This window comes from Lentimicrobium sp. S6 (assembly GCF_013166635.1).
Taxonomy (GTDB): Bacteria; Bacteroidota; Bacteroidia; order Bacteroidales; family UBA12170; genus UBA12170.
Map to the genome: position 1 here is coordinate 1 of NZ_JABKBZ010000047.1, position 20,964 is coordinate 20,964.

Below are 20,964 nucleotides of genomic sequence, written 5' to 3' on the forward strand. Positions count from 1 at the left end.
GACCATAGCCAATCATGATATGAAATTCGGGATTAGAGAAGTCAAGGATTATTATAATGAAGATGGTCATAGAGGATTTATGATTAATGGGGAGAAGATTAGTATTCGAGGTGCAGGCTGGGTTGATAATATGACTTTGGACAATACCCATGAATATGATGAGGTTCAGCTTCAATATGTAAAAGATATGAATATGAATACCATTCGCCTCGAAGGTTTTTGGGGTAAAGATGAGCACCTCTATCAACGATGCGATGAATTGGGGATTCTTATCATGGTAGGTTGGAGTTGTCATTGGGAATGGGAAAATTATCTTGGAAAAGTTTGCGATGAGAAATATGGTGGAATATTGTCGGACGAGGATGTGAGTTTGATGGCCGGTGCTTGGAAAGATCAAATTTTATGGTTGAGGAATCACCCTTCTATTATGTCCTGGTTTAGTGGAAGTGATTGTATTCCATTACCGAAATTGGAAAAGCTTTATTTTGAGACTTTTAAAGAATACGATACCAGTAGAGTTTACTTATCATCTGCTAAGGAATGGAAGAGTGGGGAAGTGGAATCAGGTGTGAAAATGCGTGGCCCATATGCCTACGTGCCTCCTGTTTATTGGTATGCAGATACCCTTTATGGTGGCGCTTTCGGCTTTAATACCGAAACAGGCCCTGGAGCTCAAGTCCCTCCAATCGAAAGTATCAGGAAGATGATTCCAGCAAAAGATTTATGGCCCATAAACGAGATGTGGGATTTCCATTGTGGAAGAAATGAATTCAACACCTTAAGTAGATATACAAAAGCCTTAAATGAAAGATATGGCGAAGCAAAATCAGTAGAAGAATATGCTCGAAAGGCCCAATTGCTTAATTATGAGTTGATGCGCCCAATGTTCGAAGCTTTTTCAGTAAATCGTTATGAAGCAACTGGTGTGATTCAGTGGATGCTCAATTCGGCTTGGCCAGAGATGTATTGGCAGTTATACGATTCTTATTTATTACCAAATGCAGCTTATTTTGCCACAAAAAAAGCAGGAGAACCCATTCAGGCCATCTATAATTATGAAGATGAAGGTGTTTATATGGTGAATGATAAACTGGAAGATGAAGCGAATATGGTTTTGGATATCAGAGTTTATAATATTGAATCTAAATTGATATTGCATGAAATTTTAGGAGTTAATATTTATGCCAATTCCGCTCAGAAGCTTTATGACCTGAGTGGCTTAAAGGAAAAAACAGGAACCTATTTTGTAGATCTGAGAGTCTCAAGAGAAGATGAAGATATAGCTCAAAATTTCTACTGGCTCTCCACTCAAGAAGACTTGTTAGACTATGAAGCCAAGGTGCCCAATTGGTATTATCATACGCCCTCTAAGCAATATTCTGATTTCTTATTGCTCAATACTTTACCCTCCTCAAAAATGGAGCAAAGCATGGTGTCTGAAATTCAAGGTAATGAAATGGTTTATAACATTACGCTGAAGAATTTGAATTCCAATATTTCATTTTTTATAGAAATGATGATGAAGGATCAAGAAACTGGGGAGACTATTTTACCCGTTTATTGGGAAGACAATTATGTTTCTCTTCTACCTCATGAGAAAAGGTTTTTAGAAGCACGTATACCATTGAGCTTGGTAGAGGGGAAAAACATAGATTTAATCGCTCTTCCTTATAATTCAGCTAAATAATTAAAAATGAAAGCAAAAAGAAATCTCATATTGGTTTTTGTAGTTCTACTGAGCTTTTTCGTCATCTCCTTTTTAACGAATATACTTGGAGCTTTGAATCCAGCTGTTTCATTGAGTTTCAAACTTAGTGAGACCATGGCTGGCTTTCTTCCTTTTTCTTTCTTTATCGCATATGGAGTGATGTCAATACCTGCAGGTTTTTTAGTGGAAAAGCTTGGTGAGAAAAAGATGATGCTGATTGCATTCATAATGGCTTTTGCTGGCTCTTTCTTGTTTGCCGCTTTGCCGAGTTTTCCTGTTTTTCTTTTGTCTTTATTTACTATTGGTGTAGGAATGGCCATTCTTCAAGTTGTTATTAATCCTTTATTACGAGTGAGTGGTGGTGAAGAGCATTATGCCTTTTTCTCTGTATTGGCCCAATTGATTTTCGGACTGGCTTCTTTCGTGAGTCCATGGGTATACTCTTATTTAGTATTGGGTTTGGCAAATGGAAGCACTTCGCTAATTATTAATTTGATGTCTGGTATAGTGCCCTTCGCTATGTCTTGGGTTTCTATGTACTGGGTATTTGTCTTTTTAGCGTTATTGATGTTTGTTATTATAGCTTTCATTCACTTCCCCTCAGTAGAGTTAAAGCAAGATGAAAAAGTGGGAAGCATGTCTTCTTATTTGGGAATGTTTAAGAATCGGATTGTGATTTTTTATTTCTTCGGCATATTCGCTTATGTGGGAGCAGAGCAAGGTATCTCTTATTGGATGTCTAAGTTTTTGCAAATTTATCATGGTGTAGATCCTGCGCTTGACGGTGCTTCTACCGTGGCTAACTTTTGGGGACTGATGACCATTGGTGGATTAATTGGCTTGGTATTATTAAAACTATTGGATAGTAAAAAGATTTTAATAGGATTTACTTTTCTATCTATCATAAGTTTGGCAATAGCGCTTTTTGCATCAGTAGATATTTCAGTTTTAGCTTTTCAGTCTTGTGGATTCTTCCTCTCGGTGATGTATCCCATCATCATTTCTTTGGCTTTAAATTCTTTCTTGAAAAACCATGGCTCCTTTGCAGGGATTTTAATGACTGCAATTATAGGTGGTGCCATCATTCAATTATTAATAGGCGTATTTAGTGATTTATTTTCACTGAAAATGGGAATGATGTTAGTGTTTTTATGCTTGGGATATATTTTTAGTATTGGAATTTGGGCCAAACCATTGGTGACGAATAAAACCATGAGTTGGAAGGGGTTATTGAGTTCAGAAAAAAAATAATGCATTTTAGAAATAGAAATAATGAATGATATAAATAATATGAATGATAAAGCTGTTATTGGGATTTCTTTAGGAGGTGGTGTGCTTTTAGCAGGAAAAGTAAAAAATGGAAAAGTACTTAAAGGCCTTAGAAAAAAGATAAACAATAAAGATTCTGAGGATAGCATTATCAAGGAAATTGTTTCGGCTGTAAAGGAATTGATAGATGATGAGGTTGTTGGAATTGGTTTTGGAGCACCAAGTTTAGTTGATGTTCAGCAAGGGATAGTTTATAATGTACAGAAAATAAAATCTTGGAAAGAGGTCCATATTAAAGAGATTTTAGAAGATGCCTTTGGCTTGCAAATTTATGTAAATAATGATGCCAATTGCTTTGCTACTGGAGAACTATATTTTGGGAAAGGCCAATCTTGTAAGAATTTGGTGGCCTTGGTTCTTGGAGTTGGAGTTGGTGCTGGAATTGTATTTAACGAGCATTTGTATTCTGGAAGTAATTGTGGTGCTGGTGAATTTGGAAACGTTCCATACCGCCACCACGATTTAGAATACTACCTGAGTGAGGCGTATTTTGAAATAAAATACGGATTAAACCTGGAAACCCTCCTCAAAAGAGCCGCCAAGAAAGATAAAATTGCCCTTGCGGTTTTTGAGCAATATGGCTTTGATTTAGGGAATGCCATCAAAACCATTATGTATACCATCGACCCTGAATTAATTATTTTAGGTGGCCCAATATCTAGAGCTTTCGAATATTTTAAAGAGGCCATGTGGGAGAAGGTCCACACTTTTACTTATCCCCGTAGTGTTCAGAATTTAAGGATAGAAGCCAGCGAAAATGAACATATCGCGGTATTAGGTGCAGCAGCTTTATATTTTGATGCTCGGAATAATGTTTTAAGAAAAGAGTCTTTATAAACAAAACAAATATTATTATGCAAACCAAACAGAACCATTTTAACCTGAGAAGCTTCCCCATTATAACCAAACAAAAGATGGCTGCTTTTCAACATCCACAAAAGTCTGTGGCTTCTCAATATGTGGCACATAAAATTGCTGATGAAATTAGAGAGAAGCGGCTATTGAATCAAAACTGTGTGTTGGGCTTGGCAACAGGTTCTAGTCCGATATTGGTTTATAAAGAACTCATTCGTTTACATAAAGAAGAAGGATTGAGTTTTGATAATGTCATTACCTTCAATCTGGATGAATATTGCAATTTAGTTAAAGATGATGAAAACAGTTATCATTATTTTATGAATCACTATCTTTTTAATCACATTAACATCCCCAAGGAAAATATTCATATTCCAGCAGGGGTTTTAAAAGAGGAGGAGCTTGACCAGTTTTGTCAAGACTATGAATCTTTAATTCAGAATTGTGGTGGGTTAGATATTCAGGTGTTGGGAATTGGAAGAACTGGTCATATTGGGTTTAACGAGCCAGGTTCTGGTTTCGATTCCATCACCAGAAGAGTGGTTTTGGATGAACTTACAATTTCCGATGCCGCCAAAGATTTTGGAGGAGCCGAGTTTGTGCCCAAACAAGCCATAACCATGGGAGTGAAGACCATTCTTTCCGCCAAGAAAATATTCTTAATGGCTTGGGGAGCTAAAAAAGCAGATATCTTGGAAGAGTCTTTTTGTAGGCCATTTAGTCACGATGTTCCAGCTTCTTTTCTGCAAGCTCATCAGAATGTAGAATTGGTTTTGGATAACGATGCCGCCTTTAAAATGCAACAATTGTCAGCGAAAATAGGGTAGAAGAGAGAAGAGAGAAGAGAGAAGAGAGAAGAGAGAAGAGAGAAGAGAGAAGAGAGAAGAGAGAAGAGAGAAGAGAGAAGAGAGAAGAGAGAAGAGAGAAGAGAGAAGAGAGAAGAGAGAAGAGAGAAGTAAGAGGTAGTAATTTCTAAATGAACTTAATAATGCATTCTTCATCCATCATCGGTCATCCGTCACCTGTCATCTATCATCGGTCCTCGGTCCTCGGTCCTCGGTCCTCGGTCCTCGGTCCTCGGTCCTCGGTCCTCTTTTTTCCAACAACATTCCCTATATTTGTAATCCATAATTAAACACAAAATCATGTCTCATTTTAGTCCAGTTGAAAAAGTATATCTTCAGAAATCTGAAAGAACACAAATGCAAAGTCAAATGCCTTATATCACCGTTGATAATTTCCCTGATTTAGGAAAATTTACGGCATTGAGATTTATAGAATGGGTGCAGCAAAACCCAAAAGGTGTTATTAGTCTTCCTACCGGAAAAACTCCAGAACACTTTATTAAATGGACACAGTATATCATCAAAAACTGGGGCAATGATAAAGTAAATGCCATTTGTGAGGAATATGGACTATCAACACAAACAAAACCTGATTTAAGCCAATTGCATTTTGTTCAAATCGACGAGTTTTATCCCATCAACCCAGAGCAACATAATAGTTTTTCTTGGTATGTGAAAGAGTATTATATCAAAGGCTTTGGATTGAATCCCAATTTGGCGCTACTTATTGATGCCAATGAGATTCCTTTGGCTGAAGGTTTGAAGTATGATAAGGTATTTCCTGAGCTAAAGGTCGATTTGACTTTGCGATACAGAGAAGCTAAATCCGACATAGAGCGATTGCAAAAAGAATCCATCATGCTTATAGATGATTGGTGTAGTGGCTATGAAAGAAAGATACAGGAGTTGGGAGGAATTGGTTTTTTCCTTGGAGGCATCGGCCCCGATGGTCATATTGCTTTTAATACGCGTGGTTCCGACCATTTCTCAACTACTCGATTAACAGAAACCAACTTCGAAACTCAAGCTGTGGCGGCTGGAGATTTAGGTGGAATAGAAATTTCAAAAAATAGATTGGTCATCACTATTGGTTTGCAAACTATTTCGTATCAGCCCAATGCGGTGACTATTATTATTGCTGCTGGGGAAGCAAAAGCCCAAGTGGTGAAGAATTCCTTGGAATGTAAAGCATCCAATGAGTTTCCGGCCAGTGCTTTGCATAAAATGAAGAATGCCAGATTTTATATCACTAATAGTGCAGCCAGTAAATTGCAGGATAGCATAGAGAAATACTATAAAGAAGGGGAATGGACTTTCGAGAAAACCGAGAAAGCTATTATCGACCTTTGTGTGAAAAATGATATTTATGCGCATCATATTACTTTGGAAGACTTACAAGCTGATGAATGGTGTACTTTGATTCCTAATTTATCGTTGAATACAGTGCATGAAGTTATTTTATCCATTCAGTCTAAGATTAAGAAGGGAATGGAAACTAGTCAAAACCAAAATTACTATCATACCGGCCCTCATCACGATGATATAATGCTTGGGATTTTTCCCCATATTAGTCATGAGCTTCGAGAGGCTAGCAATAACTTTACTTTTTCTATTCTAACTTCTGGATTTACGGCGGTTACCAATAGTTTTATCATTAACATCCTCCAAGATGCGCTTTCTTTTATGGAGCAAGGATTGATTCAGATGTTGAAATATCCTGATTTTTTCCAGTCAGGATATAAGCTAAAGAGGGATAAAGATATTTACCATTATTTGAATCAGGTGGCTTCAGGGGAGTTGATTCAAAGAAGGAGGGGGCTTTGTCATCGTTTGATACGTGATATGGTTGAAATTTATCAGCTTAGCAGCGTGAAGGAATTGACCTTGCGAATTAAATTCATCATAGAATTATTGAGTAATAGCTACGATGGTGAAAAAAATCCCAGCGATATCCAAAAGCTAAAAGGAAGAATTAGAGAGTTTGAGGAGGAATTAGTTTGGGCTCATTTTGGGGTTCAGGTCAAAAATGTAAAACATTTACGATTGGGCTTTTATACTGGAGATATTTTTACAGAGCAACCAGAGTCCAAACGCGATGTATTGCCTATTTTAGAGGAATTCAAAAGAACAAAACCAACGGTAATCAGTTTGGCTTTAGATCCAGAAGGCTCAGGGCCAGATACCCATTATAAGGTATTGCAAGCGGTAGCCGAGGCGGTTCGTCTTTGGTCAAAAGAAGAGGATGTTTCCGAATTGAAAATTGTGGGATATAGAAATGTATGGTATCGTTTCCATCCTTCAGAATCAGAAGTTTTGGTCCCGGTTTCGTTAAACTCACTCTCTTCAGTTGAGAATGCTTTTAGTCATTGCTATTTGAGTCAGGTGGAAGCGAGTTTTCCGAGTTATATGTTAGACGGGAAATTTAGTCAGCTGGCCCAGCAAATTTGGATAGAGCAACTCAAACAAATACAATTGGTTTTAGGTAAAAATTACTTTTACGAAAACGAGCATCCACGCTTAAGAGGATGTCATGGAATGCTCTATTATAAAGAGATGGATGTGAAAACCTTCCTCACCAAAGCTAGAAGTTTAGAGAAATCTATGGAAGGGAGTTTGTAGGTTGATAGGCGATACTCTATAAAGGACAAGCGGAATGACTATTTGATTCGTTTAATCAATTGGTTTGTAGTGAAATGTAAATAGGTGAGTATTTTCTCATAATATGCTTTTCCTTATTTGATAACCTTTTTGTTTTCTTAGTGAAGTTTGGTGGAATAGCTTTTTCACAGGTGGTTTCAAAGTGTTTCACAAGAGTCTTATGGAATAATAGTATGCTTGATTCTTTCAGATATTTAGATTGTCATTTTCTGAAATTCCCTCATCTTTGTAAAAAAAATCCATGGACGAGAAGTACAAATGCTCAGATTGTAATTGGGAAGGCAAAGAGTCAGAACTTGAGTACGATGAAACTGAGACCTGCTTCGGAACTGATCAAATTGAAATGTGTCCACAGTGTGGGTCTTATGAGGTGAAGCGCATTGTCACTAAATAGTGTAATAGTTTAGCTTGAACTTTGTAATTATGTGTTCTCTTGGAAAGTTAATTTCTATTAAGAAGTACTGTCAAAAAAAATGTGCTATTTTAAATTTATTCAAAATGAAACTCAATTTTTTACTATATCTACTGTTTGTCGTTGGTCCTCTGATTGCTCAAGTGAAACAAAATAGTCCGAAGGAGAGTAAGGTAGAGGATGGAAGAGTTTGGACAGAATTGTTTTCTGATTCTATTTCGGTTCAGCAACCTTTGTTTTTTGTAAAATACAATAGTTTAATCTTGACTTTCAACAGGAATGAGTTAAAGAGAACTATAGAAGAAAAGGTTTCTAGCGGTGAGCCACTAGTAAAAAATATGAAGGTTTTAGATTTGACAAATATAGAAGATACAATCCCCCCTAAACAGGTTGGCTTAAAAGATGTGTTACATAGATTAGCTGAAAATTCAAATTCAGATACAATGGAGCTTGATAATGTATTAGTTCCTTTTTTCTTACTAAAGAATAATAGTTTTTATGCAGAGTATAAAGGTGAGTTTGTTGACAAAGTTCTTATTGAAGATTATGAGACAAGTTTTTCTGGTGGTGTGAAATACTATTTTTTAAATGATCAAATCGATACCTTGACAATAATAAATTTACATATTGGATGAGATAGTTATGTTCAGTTCATGGTAGAGAATATGTGTTAAATGCAAACCTGCTCATTGTTATTTATTTTTCTATTAGCGATTAATTCTTGACCGTTATTTAGCCTTGTCTCAAAAAGTAGGTCTGTTATAATTAATTATAGTTCACTGTAAGTTGTTAACTATTAACTAAAATAGGCATCTCTCGTATTGAAATTTAGCGGATTCTTTCTAATTTAGCTCACAGAAAATAATACTTAAAACAGCATAAAATGATAGTTCAGCAATTAGTGAATCCCTCTAGTATTGTGGTCATTGGAGGTTCTAATGATATCCATAAGCCAGGTGGAAAAATCCTTAAAAATTTGGTAGATGGTAATTACCAGGGCAATTTATATGTTTCAAATCCCAAAGAAGATGAAATACAAGGTATAAAATCTTATCGTGATTTAAAAGAATTGCCTAATGTAGATTTGGCTATTATTGCCATTGCAGCAAAATATAGTTTACCTACTATTGAGTTCCTTACTGAGAATAAAAACACCAAAGCATTTATTATCATATCTGCAGGTTTTAGTGAGGAAAGCGAAGAAGGGGCTATTCTAGAGCAGAAAATTGTTGATCAAATCAATAAGCATGGTGGTTCTTTAATTGGACCTAATTGTACGGGTATTTTAACCACTCAACACCACAGCATTTTTACAGAGCCTATTCCTAAATTAGATCCTCAAGGATGTGATTTTATTTCTGGTTCTGGTGCTACTGCTTGTTTTATTATGGAAGCTGGTATAGATAAAGGATTAAGCTTTTCTTCGGTTTATGCTGTTGGAAACTCTGCTCAAATAGGAGTAGAGGAGGTCTTGGAATATTTAGATGAGACCTTTGATTCGGAAACCAGTAGCAAGGTAAAGCTTCTTTATATTGAGAATGTCGACAAGCCAGATAAGTTATTAAAGCATGCCAAGTCATTAATCGAAAAAGGATGTAAGATTGCGGCTGTAAAAGCGGGTTCTAGTGATGCAGGTAGCCGTGCGGCTTCTTCTCATACCGGCGCTTTAGCTAGTCCTGATTTTGCTGTTGATGCTTTATTTAAGAAAGCTGGAATTGTTCGTTGCTACGGTAGAGAAGAATTGATTACTGTTGCTTCTGTGTTTATGCATCCAGAATTGCAAGGAAAGAATATCGCTATCATTACCCATGCTGGTGGTCCAGCAGTGATGTTGACAGATGCTTTGTCAAAAGGTGGATTGGAAGTTCCTCATATCGAAGGCGAAGCTGCTGAAGAATTGAAAGGTCTTTTATATCCAGGCTCCTCTGTTGCCAACCCTATCGATTTCTTAGCCACTGGAACCGCAGAGCAATTGGGCCATATTATCGATTATGTCGATCAGAAATTTGATGATATCGATGGTATGGTGGTCATTTTTGGTACTCCAGGTTTGGCTCCGATATTCGATGTTTATGAGCTTTTGGATGAAAAGATGAAAACAGCTAAAAAGCCTATTTTTCCTGTTTTACCATCAACCTATACTGCTCATGAGGAAGTGAAAAGTTTCGTAGCAAAAGGAAGAATTAATTTCCCTGATGAAGTTTTATTCGGAAATGCCTTAACTAAGGTTTTTGCAACAGAAAAGCCTATCGCCAAGCGCAAGAAAAGCAATTTTGAAATTGACAAAGCCTATATTAGAGCGATTATCGATAGTAATGAAAATGGATATTTATTACCTAGTGCTGTCCGTTCTTTATTAGATGGAGCAGGTATTCCTCGTGCTAAAGAAGCCACCGTTTATTCTAAGGAGGGTGCGGTAGAATCTGCCGCCAAAATAGGTTATCCTATGGTGATGAAGGTAGTTGGTCCTGTTCATAAATCAGATGTAGGTGGAGTAGTTTTAAATGTGAAGTCTGATGAGCAATTGGTTAAGGAGTTTAACCGCATGATGAAGATTCCAGAAACAAAAGGAATCCTATTACAGCCCATGTTAAGCGGTACAGAATTATTTGTGGGTGCCAATTATGAAGATAAATTTGGTCACATGATTTTATGTGGCCTTGGAGGAATCTTCATTGAGGTTTTAAAAGATGTGAAACAAGGCTTATGTCCTATTTGCCCTAATGAAGCCTTAGGAATGATTAGGGGGCTGAAGAGCTATAAGATTATTGAGGGTGTTAGAGGACAAAAAGGAATTGATGAAAAAATCTTTGCGGATATCTTGGTACGTCTTTCTGCATTATTAGAAGTGGCTCCAGAAATCAAAGAATTGGATCTAAATCCACTTTTAGCTACAGGAAAGAAAATCATTGCTGTGGATGCTAGAATTAGAATAGAGAAATAGAATTTCTTAAACGATAATATGACCTCATCTATATACTTAGGTGAGGTTTTTTTATGATAATTAGGCGGGATAATAAAAACCTTAATGAAGAATAAGACTATAAAAAACGCCAACTAAACAGCTGGCGTTTCAAATAAATATATTTTAAATCTCCTTATTTCAAATGTTCCAAATAGAACTTGGTCATTTTCTTGTAAAGATGTATTGTGGTATTTTTTCCTGTATATATTCCATGGTTGCTGTTTGGATACAACATCAATTCGAATTCTTTATCGGCAGCTACCAAAGCCGTAATTAAATCGTAAGCATTATGAGGATGAACATTATCATCGGCCATACCGTGAATCAGCATATAGTTTCCTTTTAGTTTTTCTACGTGATTGATAGGAGAGTTGTCGTCGTAACCAGCTGCATTGGTTTGAGGAGTTCTCATATAACGCTCGGTGTAAATATTATCATAATATCTCCAGTTGGTAACTGGTGCTACTGCAATTCCTGTATTGAAATGCTCAGCTCCTTTGGTCATACATAAGGTACTCATATAACCACCATAACTCCAACCAAAAATCCCGATTTTGTCTTTGGCCACGTAAGGAAGTGACTCGAAATACTGAGCTGCTTCTATCTGATCTATAGTTTCGTATTTCCCTAATTCTTGATAAGTTACCTTTTTAAAAGCCTCCCCTTTAAATCCAGTTCCTCTATTGTCTACACTTACTACTATAATGCCTTGTTGCGCAAAATATTGATACCAAGCATCGCGATATCCCCAAGAGTTTTTCACCGTTTGAGAACCAGGACCACCATAAATAGTGAATAAAACAGGATATTGTTTTGATTCATCAAAATTAGGAGGAAGGATTTGCCAAGTGCTTAATTTTACATCTTCGCTAGTGGTGATATCATAAAAAGTCTTTTTTTGATAATTATATTCTGCAATTCTGTCTTTTAATGCTTGATTGTCCTGCAATACTTTAATGGTTTCTCCTTTGATAGACTTTAAAGAATAAACTGGAGGAGTGTTGGCATCGCTCCATGTAGCATTATAATATTTATAGTTGGCAGAGAAGGTTACACTGTTCCATCCTTCTTTTACTTCAATTGGATTTTCTTTTCCTTTTAAGTTCACGCCAAATACTTCACGATTATAGGGCGCAGATTTTGCAGCTTGATAATAAACTACTTTTTCTTTACTGTCGTATCCAATAATATGGTCTACATCCCAATTTCCAGATGTCAATTGTTTTTGAAGTTTACCTTCCATGTTATAATAATAAACATGGTTGAAACCATCTAATTCAGATGTTAAAATAAAACCTGCATTTTCACCTTTTTTATTGGCTAAAATGTGAAAGTTATCAGTGATTTCAATATAGTATTCATTGGTTTCATTATAGATTTCAGTATGTTCACCTGTAGTAGGATTTGTTAATAGGAACTTCAAGTTATTCTGAAGACGGTTCATCCAAAAGATAACCAATTTATCACTTTCATGGGTCCACTTCATACGAGGAATATAAATATCGGTTTCTTCACCAATATTCATGGTTTTGGTTTCACCAGTCGATAATTGATAAGTATGAATACTCACCACACTATTGTCCTCGCCAGCTTTAGGATATTTATACTTTTCATGTTTTGGGTATAATTCTCCATAATAAGTCATCCAAAATTCTTTTACTTTGGACTCATCAAATTTATAATAGGCGATATAATCTCCATTTGGCGACCAGAAAAAAGCTTTGGTAAAAGCAAATTCTTCTTCATAAACCCAATCGGTAGTACCATTAATAATAGATTCAAATTTACCATCGGTGGTGATTTGTTTCTCGCTCATATCGGCAAGATTCACAATGAAAAGATTGTTTTCACGAACAAAGGCTATTTTTGTAGCGTCAGGAGAGAAGCTAGCCAATCTTTGTTTCCCATTGTCGCTTAATAAGGTCAAACTCTTGTCTTCTATGGAATAGATATAGAAATTGGATTTGCTAGAATGACGATAAATGGCTTCTGTTTCCGTTGAAAGTAAAACTAAATCTTCCTTGGGGCTAAATTCATAACTATCATATTTCAGCGTTACACTATCATTGATGATTAGTGTTTTATTCTCAATGATCATTCTGGTTTTCTCACCGGTAGCATAGCTATACTCTTCAATTCCTTCTTTACTGATTTTACAATAATGTTCCCCATCGTTCATAGCTTGTATTCCTCTAACAGAGCGAGGATAGAATTGATATTCTTTAAAAATCTTTTCTAAGCTAAGTTCTTTGGCTTTTGGAGCCTCTGTTCTAACCAGTGTTTGTGCACTTAAGCTGCCTGATAATAATAAGGCGAGACATATTTGAAGGATGTTCTTCATGATTTATTATGTTTGATTTTAAGCGTCAAAGGTAAAAATTTTGTCATTCCAATGATAGCTTAGCTTCAAATCTCTTTGTTATTTTGTCTTTTTCTAAAGAGTTAGTTTTTGTCCGTATTCGGACATCTGTTATTATTAAAATATTTTCTATTTTTGGCATCCCATTATTCCATATTTCTAAATTGGCACAGTTTTTTATTACATCAATTCAAAAACAATATGAAAAAAACAATTCTACTCTTTAGTATTTTATTTGTGAGTCTTCTCTCATTTGCTCAAAGCTCCAATTTGATCATCTTCTCAGAAAATGGAGAAAGGTTTTCAGTGGTATTGAATGGGATTTTACAGAATGGACAGCCAGAAACCAATGTGATGGTTCAGGGATTAATCGCACCCACTTATCAAGCGAAAATCATTTTTGAGAATGCTCAAATTCCAGAGTTAACAAAAACCATTTATTTGAATGAGCCTAATGTTCAGGTCACTTTAAAATTGAAGACCAATAAAAAAGGAAATTATGTATTGAGAATGTTCAATACGGTTCCTTTAGCTCAAGCCCCTCCTCGTCCTCCTCAACAACAAGTGGTGATGTTTACCACAACTCCAGCTGTAGCAACTTCTGTTACACATACCACTACAACTACTTCAGTTCATGGTGATGGCCATCCAACAGGCGAAAACGTTAATATGAATGTGAACATGGGCGGAGTGAGTATGAATGTGAACGTGAATGCAACGGAAACCGGTTCTTCTACCTTTACCGAAACTTATACGACTTCTACCACCACCACCACTACAAATGGTGGAATGCATAGTGAGCCAACAAGTAATTATGTATTGCCGGGTTATAGTGGCCCTTATGGATGTCCTTATCCCATGTCTCAACACGATTTTGAAAATGCCAAGAGAAGTATTTCGTCAAAAGATTTTAGCGATAGCAAGTTAAAGCTAGCTCAGCAAATTATTGATAGCAATTGTTTATTGAGTTCACAAGTAAGACAGATGATGGAGCTTTTTGACTTTGAGGACGATAAGTTAACATTAGCGAAATATGCTTTCGGTTATACATTAGATTATGGTAATTATTATCAAGTAAATGATGCTTTTGAATATGAATCTTCTATTGATGAATTAGATGATTATATGAGGTCATTTAGGCGATAAATTTGTAATATTGCCCATTACAAGAAAGGCGATTGCTTTGTCTTGTAGTGGGTTTTTTATGTCAAAAAAAAATAGCATCTCATGAGAAAAAGATTCTTTCTAATATTGGTCACTTTCATTGCTTTTCAATTGATGGCTCAAGATAAGAGCTACAATTGGGAAAATCCAAATTTTATTTCTGAAAATAAAGAAGATTCAAGAGCTAGCTTTTTTAGTTATGAAACTAAAGTTCAAGCATTAGAGTTCAGTGATGAAGCTTCTCCTAACTATTTGTCACTAAATGGAGATTGGAAGTTCAATTGGAGCGAAAATCCAAGTGAAAGGCCAAAGAACTTTTTTGAGGAGGCTTATGATAAAAGGGAGTGGAAAACCATTCCTGTTCCTTCTAATTGGGAGCTTCAAGGCTATGATATTCCTATCTATGTAAATCATAATTACGAGTGGACGAGAAATCCAGTTCCACCCATAGTGCCCAAAAAATACAATCCAGTAGGCTCTTATTATCGGGAGTTTGATTTGCCAGAAAATTGGGCTCAGAAAAATGTGTTTGTCCATTTTGGCGCAGTAAAATCTGCATTCTATCTTTATGTGAATGGGCAAAAAGTAGGCTATAGCCAAGGTAGTAAATTGCCTGCTGAATTTGATATCACCAAATATTTAAAACCTGGAAAGAATAGTATTGCAGCTGAAGTCTATCGTTGGTCGGATGGGTCCTATTTAGAATGTCAAGATTTTTGGAGAATCAGTGGTATTGAGCGTGATGTGTATTTGATGGCACGTACGCAGTTATATTTTAGAGATTTTGAGATTCGCCCCAGTTTAAATGATGATTTTACCGAAGGAACTCTACATGTAAAAATTGATTTAGAAAATAGGAGTGAGCTTAATTTCAATGAATCCACAGTAGTATTAAGGCTGATCAGAAATGGCAAACAAGTAAAGAAATCATTTATGGGTGCTAAGAGATTTGCTGCTGGAGAGAAAAAGCAGTTGGACAAAGAGTTTAAAATTCCTTATCCTGATTTATGGTCGGCAGAAAAACCTAATTTGTATGAGGTGGTTTTAGAGCTCAGATATGGAAGTAAAACCCAAGAGGTGGTGAGCACACATATTGGGTTTAGAGAAGTAGAGATAAAGGATAGTCAATTGCTAGTCAATGGAAAAGCTGTTTTACTTAAAGGAGTAAATCGACATGAGCATGATCAAATTACGGGACATGTAGTGAGTAAAGAAACCATGTTGAAAGACATTCAACTGATGAAACAATTCAATATCAATGCAGTAAGAACCTCTCATTATCCCAATGACCCATATTGGTATGAACTCTGCGATAAATATGGTATTTATGTAGTTGATGAAGCCAATATCGAAAGTCATGGTATGGGATATAATTTGGATAGGACTTTAGGAAATAATCCGGAATGGGAATTGGCACATTTAGATAGAATTGAAAGAATGATGAAGCGTGATAAGAACCATCCATCTATCATTATTTGGTCCATGGGAAATGAAGCGGGATTTGGAGTGAATTTCAAAAAAGCGTCTGACTTGATGCATAAAATAGACCCTTATCGTCCTGTGCATTATGAGAGAGCAGGAGAGGATTCTGCTACTGATATTGTTTGTCCCATGTATCCTTCCATCAATCATTTACAAGAATATGTGAGTCGCGATCATTATCGTCCATTAATTATGTGTGAATATGCACATGCCATGGGAAATTCAACGGGTAACTTTCAAGAATATTGGGATGTGATTGAAGCCGAAGCACATTTGCAAGGCGGTTTTATTTGGGATTGGATAGATCAAGGATTATTGGAAACAGATGAAAATGGAAATGAATTTTGGGCTTATGGTGGTGATTATGGAACCGATACCATTCAAAGTGATAATAATTTCTTGGCCAATGGATTAATTGGTTCTGATAGAGAAGTGCATCCTGGAATTTGGCAAGTGAAGAAGACCTATCAATATTTGAAGTTTAAAAAAACAGGGAATTCTGTAGAGATTTTCAATCACTATAATTATAGAAACCTGAATGAGTTTGTTTTTGAATGGGAGATATTACAAGACGGTAAAAAGATAATGGGAGGGCAGCTGAATAATTTTGCTGGAGCTCCTGGTGATTCTGTGATTTTTAAGATTCCTCAAAGCGAGAGTTTAAACGAGCAGAATGTGGAATATATTCTTGGTTTATCGGTTCATGAAAAAGATTCTACAGATATAGTTCCAGCAGGACATGAAGTCGCTTGGGCGCAGTTTGACTTGCCTTCCATGAGGGGATTTTCTTATTCTAAATTAAAGAAATTCCCTGAAGTACTGATTGATGATGCCAAATCAGATCTGAAATTTCACAATGAAGATTTTCAGATGATTTTTAATAAGAAATCGGGATATTTAACTGCTCTAAATTATAATGGAGAAGAAATGCTCTACGATAAAAAAGGCCCACAAGCTTCTTTTTGGAGAGGAATGACAGATAATGATTTTGGAAATGGAATGCAGAAGCGTGCTGCTTACTGGAAGAATGTTCATGAGAAAATGACTTTGAAAAGCATGAAACATGAGGTGATTTCTAAAAGAGAAATCAAACTGACCTGTACTTATCAATTAGTGGATAATGCTGGACAATTAATATTGCAGTATGTGATTTTAGGAGATGGCGAACTATATGTTCAGCAAACTCTAGATTTGGATGAGAAAAAAGAGTTGGCTGAGTTGCCACGCTTAGGAATGACCATGTATTTAAAACCAGAGTATAATCAAATGGATTGGTATGGTCGTGGCCCGCAGGAGAATTATTGGGATAGAAAGTCAGGCTATAAACTAGGCATTTATCATTCCACCACCGAGGAACAATATACTCCTTATATCCGTCCACAAGAGAATTCGAATCTTACTGATGTACGTTGGGCTGCTTTAAGAAATAAGGAACATAGAGGAGTCTTAATAGGGGGATTCCCGAGTATAGAATTTAGTGCCCAGAATTATATTTTAGAAGATTTTGACCAAGCTGATAAGAAGGTAAACAAGCATATATCTGATATTAGCCCAAGAGACTTCATCAGTGTTGATATGGATTTTGCACAGTCAGGTATGGCCGGTGACGATAGCTGGTGGAGTAGGGCACATCCTCAGTATACTTTATATCCTGGTGATTATTGTTATGCTTATCGTATTTGTCCATTGAGCGAGAAAGATGATTTGGGAGCTGCTTATAAAATTCGACCATTGATAAAATCACAGTTTTGTGAGAAGCCTAGTGATGAGTCATTTCTAGAAAAGATAAAGGTAGAACATCAAGCAAAAGGTAAAGCCGTTACTAGTGAAGCTAGTTATTCAGGTTGGTTCTCAGCAGGAGGATGGCCAGCATTAACAGATGGCTATATCGGAACTCAAAATTATGGCGACGACCATTGGATGGGATTTTATGATCAGGATGCAGAATTTATCCTGGATTTGGAGAATATCAAACTCATTGAACGCGTTCAACTCAATTTCCTCAAACAACTATCAGGGCATTATTATTTACCCTCCTCCGTTGACGTTTTCTTAAGTAAAGACGGAGAATCATGGGAAAAGATAAATGGAGAAATGATAGAGGATGCCAATAAGAATCTTGAGGTCTGCACTTATTCCACAGAATCATTCGATAGAAAAGCTCGATATGTGAAAGTGAGTATTAAAAAGCAAGAAACGACTAAAAAGGAAAGTGGAAATGCTTTTATGGTGGATGAGATTATGGTGAATTAAAAAAAAATACCACAGAGGCAGAGGCACTGCGACACAGAGGATGTTGTGAATAAAAGATGCCGCAGAGCATACTGTCGGTTCACTTAGGTTCAAGATTCCTTGTTGGCCTTCAGATTAATCAATTACCTTTTAATTCTTATGCGCTCTTGGCGAATTTTCTTTGCGTTTTCTTTGCGTGAAATTTTTTGAAGTTTGAAGTCAGAAGTTTCCTTATTCAATGTTTGGTGATTTCAATACTTTGCCACTCTGGATATGCAGAGATTCTTAGTAGCCTATAAATTCAATTATGGATATGCTTCTCTTAGTCTTTGCCTACTCTGAGCATAGTCGAAGGAAGTCTGTGTGACAATCAAATTTTCGGTAATCCTCGTAAACACTATCCAATAAACTTTTCAGACCTTTGCCATTAAATTAAGATTTAATGAAAAAAGCCGATTTTATATTATTGGCAGCGGTTGCGCTGTTTTTTCTTCCCTTTTTCACCTGTCAGTTTGTATTTGATTCTTATATCAACTTCAATGCAGAACATGGCATGATCATGAGCTTTATTAAGTTCGGATTATTGGCTACTTTAGGCGAAGTCATTGGTTTAAGAATCAGAACAGGAAGCTATTATCAAAAAGGTTTTGGTTTAATTCCTCGCGCTATTGTTTGGGGCTTTTTAGGATTAACCATAAAAATGGCTTTTGTGATTTTTGCTGTGGGAACTCCTGCTTTCTTGGCTTATTTAGGCATGAAAGATGCACCCATATTAATGAAAGAAGCCTTTTCCTTCGATAAACTTTTAGTGGCTTTTAGTATTAGTGCTGCCATGAATTTAATATATGCTCCAGTGATGATGACTTTGCATAAAATTACAGATATGCATATTATTCAAAATGGAGGAAGCATAGCAGGATTATTTAAACCTATAAAATTCAAAGAACATTTTGTAAATTTGGACTGGACAGTTCAGTGGGGTTTTGTCTTTAAAAAGACCATTCCTTTTTTCTGGATTCCGGCGCATACCATTACTTTTATGTTGCCTCCAGATTTTCAAGTACTCTTTGCAGCGTTATTAGGAATTGCCTTAGGAATGATTTTGGCTGTGGCTGGGATGAAGAAGAAATAAGAGAGTTAACAGTTAATAACTAACAGTTAATAGTTAACAGTGTTTGCAACAGAGTTAGTTAAGGAAAGTAGAAAGCTTTTATTTACAATAAGAAATAGTTCTTTTAATAATGAATCAATTAAAAATGATCAAATAATGGGTATGAAGGCTATGGTTTGGCTTACTATTCACTGTTAACTGTTCACTTTTAACTAAAATAAAATTATGAAAAATACACCAATCAATTACGACATCGTTAGCCAGAAGGTTAAAGAAAGTGGAGTGGCACAAGTGGGAAGTGCTTCCATCAGAGAAATCAAAAAGCTTGTTGACAATATTGAAAAGGCAACTGGGGATAAATTCATCAGAATGGAGATGGGGATTCCTGGAATTCCAGCTTCTCAATATGGAGTGAAAGCCCAAATAAAAGCCTTAGAGGATGGTGTAGCAGCAATATATCCTGATATTCAGGGAATACCTCCTTTGAAGAATGAAATCAGTCGTTTTGTAAAGAACTTTTTAGATGTGGATGTGGCTCCAGAAGGTTGTATTCCTACAGTAGGAAGTATGCAAGGTGGATTCGCTGCTTTTATGATGCTTTCTCGTATTCATAAGAAAAAAGACACCACTTTGTTTATCGATCCAGGTTTTCCTGTTCACAAAATGCAGCATAAAGTATTGGGTTTGAAATTCGATACTTTTGATGTTTATAATTATAGAGGCGAAAAGCTAAGAGAAAAATTAGAAGAGTATTTCTCAAAAGGAAATATCCATTCAGTTATTTACAGTAACCCTAATAATCCAAGTTGGATATGTTTTACCGAAACAGAATTACAGATTATCGGTGAATTAGCTACTAAGTATGATGTGGTGATTATGGAAGATTTAGCTTACTTCGCTATGGATTTCCGTAAAGATTATAGTGTGTTGGGAGAAGCTCCTTTCCAGCCTTCTGTAGCTAAGTATACTGATAATTATATGTTGTTCATATCCAGTTCTAAGAGCTTTAGCTATGCTGGAGAAAGAATTGGAATGATGGTGATTTCTGATGGGCTTTATCAACGAAAGTATGAAGATTTACTGCGCTTTTATCCTAATGCTGGATTTGGTTACTCTATGATATTTGGTACCATGTATCCTTTGAGTTCTGGGACTTCTCATTCTACTCAGTATGGCCTTCATGGCATATTGAAAGCGGTTAATGATGGTGATTATAATTTCCGTGATGAGGTGATGATTTACGGAGAAAAAGCCAAAGTAATGAAGAAGCTTTTCTTAGAGAATGGTTTCACTATAGTTTACGATAAGGATGAGGGCGAACCCATTGCCGATGGTTTCTACTTTACTTTTGCCTATGAAGGCTTTAGCGGAGTGGAATTACTTAATGAATTGGTATACTATGGCATTAGTGCTATTTCTTTAAGTATCACAGGTAGTGAGCGTCATGAAGGCGTTAGAGCTTGTGTTTCTTTGGTGAAAGAAGAGCAATTTGCTGATTTGAAATATAGACTAGAAGAATTCAATAAGAATAATCCTATAGGTTAATAAACATTTGATATCCTAAAAAAGGATTTCTCTGAATAGTCCTTAGTGGAGCTTTGAGTATTTATCTGCCCCTTTGTGTTATACCAAATGTAGGTGGAAATATGCCTAAAGCCATTAATGTAAGTTACAATGATATAGCATAAAGGAATGCAAAGAACCAAATGAAGGACCATTCTGTACAGGGCAAACGCATACTTTGTTAAAAATAATTAGAAAAATAACAGTACGCGTTTGCCCTGCCATTCTATATGGCTGCTTTTCTTGGGTTCAGAAAGACAGTATGTTAGACCTGATTGTAA

At 36.1% G+C, this 20,964-nt stretch carries 13 protein-coding genes; 12 read left to right on the forward strand and 1 reads right to left on the reverse strand.

The genetic code is table 11. The annotated features are described in order from the left end of the window. From HNS40_RS14675 to HNS40_RS14710, 8 genes are all read left to right on the forward strand, one after another. A partial coding sequence (locus HNS40_RS14675; RefSeq protein WP_305847161.1) for a glycoside hydrolase family 2 TIM barrel-domain containing protein occupies positions 1-1,687 on the forward strand: 1,687 nt, incomplete at its 5' end. Between the two features lie 6 nt (positions 1,688-1,693). After that, the gene (locus tag HNS40_RS14680; protein WP_172282146.1) at positions 1,694-2,959 is read left to right on the forward strand and encodes an MFS transporter; all 1,266 of its coding nucleotides are present in this window, start codon (positions 1,694-1,696) and stop codon (positions 2,957-2,959) included. 21 nt (positions 2,960-2,980) lie between these two features. After that, a complete protein-coding gene (locus HNS40_RS14685) occupies positions 2,981-3,874 on the forward strand; it encodes an ROK family protein (RefSeq protein ID WP_172282148.1) in 894 nt (297 codons plus the stop codon). Positions 3,875-3,891: 17 nt separating this feature from the next. Then, entirely contained in the window at positions 3,892-4,719 is an 828-nt protein-coding gene (gene nagB, locus HNS40_RS14690; RefSeq protein ID WP_216663767.1) for a glucosamine-6-phosphate deaminase, read from the forward strand. A gap of 318 nt (positions 4,720-5,037) precedes the next feature. Continuing rightward, positions 5,038-7,356: a hypothetical protein gene (locus tag HNS40_RS14695; protein WP_216663766.1), complete on the forward strand. Its 2,319-nt coding sequence runs from the start codon at positions 5,038-5,040 to the stop codon at positions 7,354-7,356. Between the two features lie 280 nt (positions 7,357-7,636). After that, entirely contained in the window at positions 7,637-7,789 is a 153-nt protein-coding gene (locus HNS40_RS14700; protein WP_172282150.1) for a hypothetical protein, read from the forward strand. Positions 7,790-7,893: 104 nt separating this feature from the next. Further along, positions 7,894-8,442, forward strand: a complete 549-nt coding sequence (locus HNS40_RS14705) for a hypothetical protein (RefSeq protein WP_172282152.1) — start codon at positions 7,894-7,896, stop codon at positions 8,440-8,442. Between the two features lie 248 nt (positions 8,443-8,690). Beyond that, positions 8,691-10,751 carry an acetate--CoA ligase family protein gene (locus tag HNS40_RS14710; RefSeq protein ID WP_172282154.1) on the forward strand — a complete coding sequence of 687 codons (2,061 nt, stop codon included), beginning with the start codon at positions 8,691-8,693 and terminating at the stop codon, positions 10,749-10,751. A gap of 154 nt (positions 10,752-10,905) precedes the next feature. On the opposite strand, the gene HNS40_RS14715 is transcribed toward HNS40_RS14710, so the two are convergent. Beyond that, a complete protein-coding gene (locus tag HNS40_RS14715) occupies positions 10,906-13,113 on the reverse strand; it encodes a S9 family peptidase (protein WP_172282156.1) in 2,208 nt (735 codons plus the stop codon). Between the two features lie 219 nt (positions 13,114-13,332). Between HNS40_RS14715 and HNS40_RS14720 the strand changes: the two genes are divergently transcribed. The 4 genes from HNS40_RS14720 (at position 13,333) to HNS40_RS14735 (ending at position 20,665) form a co-directional block, all read left to right on the forward strand. After that, positions 13,333-14,277: a DUF4476 domain-containing protein gene (locus tag HNS40_RS14720; RefSeq protein ID WP_172282158.1), complete on the forward strand. Its 945-nt coding sequence runs from the start codon at positions 13,333-13,335 to the stop codon at positions 14,275-14,277. Positions 14,278-14,358: 81 nt separating this feature from the next. Next, the gene (locus HNS40_RS14725) at positions 14,359-18,030 is read left to right on the forward strand and encodes a glycoside hydrolase family 2 TIM barrel-domain containing protein (protein ID WP_172282160.1); all 3,672 of its coding nucleotides are present in this window, start codon (positions 14,359-14,361) and stop codon (positions 18,028-18,030) included. Positions 18,031-18,451: 421 nt separating this feature from the next. Then, complete coding sequence (locus HNS40_RS14730) at positions 18,452-19,141, forward strand: hypothetical protein (RefSeq protein WP_172282162.1); 690 nt, start codon at positions 18,452-18,454, stop codon at positions 19,139-19,141. Between the two features lie 204 nt (positions 19,142-19,345). Further along, positions 19,346-20,665, forward strand: a complete 1,320-nt coding sequence (locus HNS40_RS14735; protein WP_172282164.1) for a pyridoxal phosphate-dependent aminotransferase — start codon at positions 19,346-19,348, stop codon at positions 20,663-20,665. The last annotated feature ends 299 nt before the right edge of the window (positions 20,666-20,964 follow it).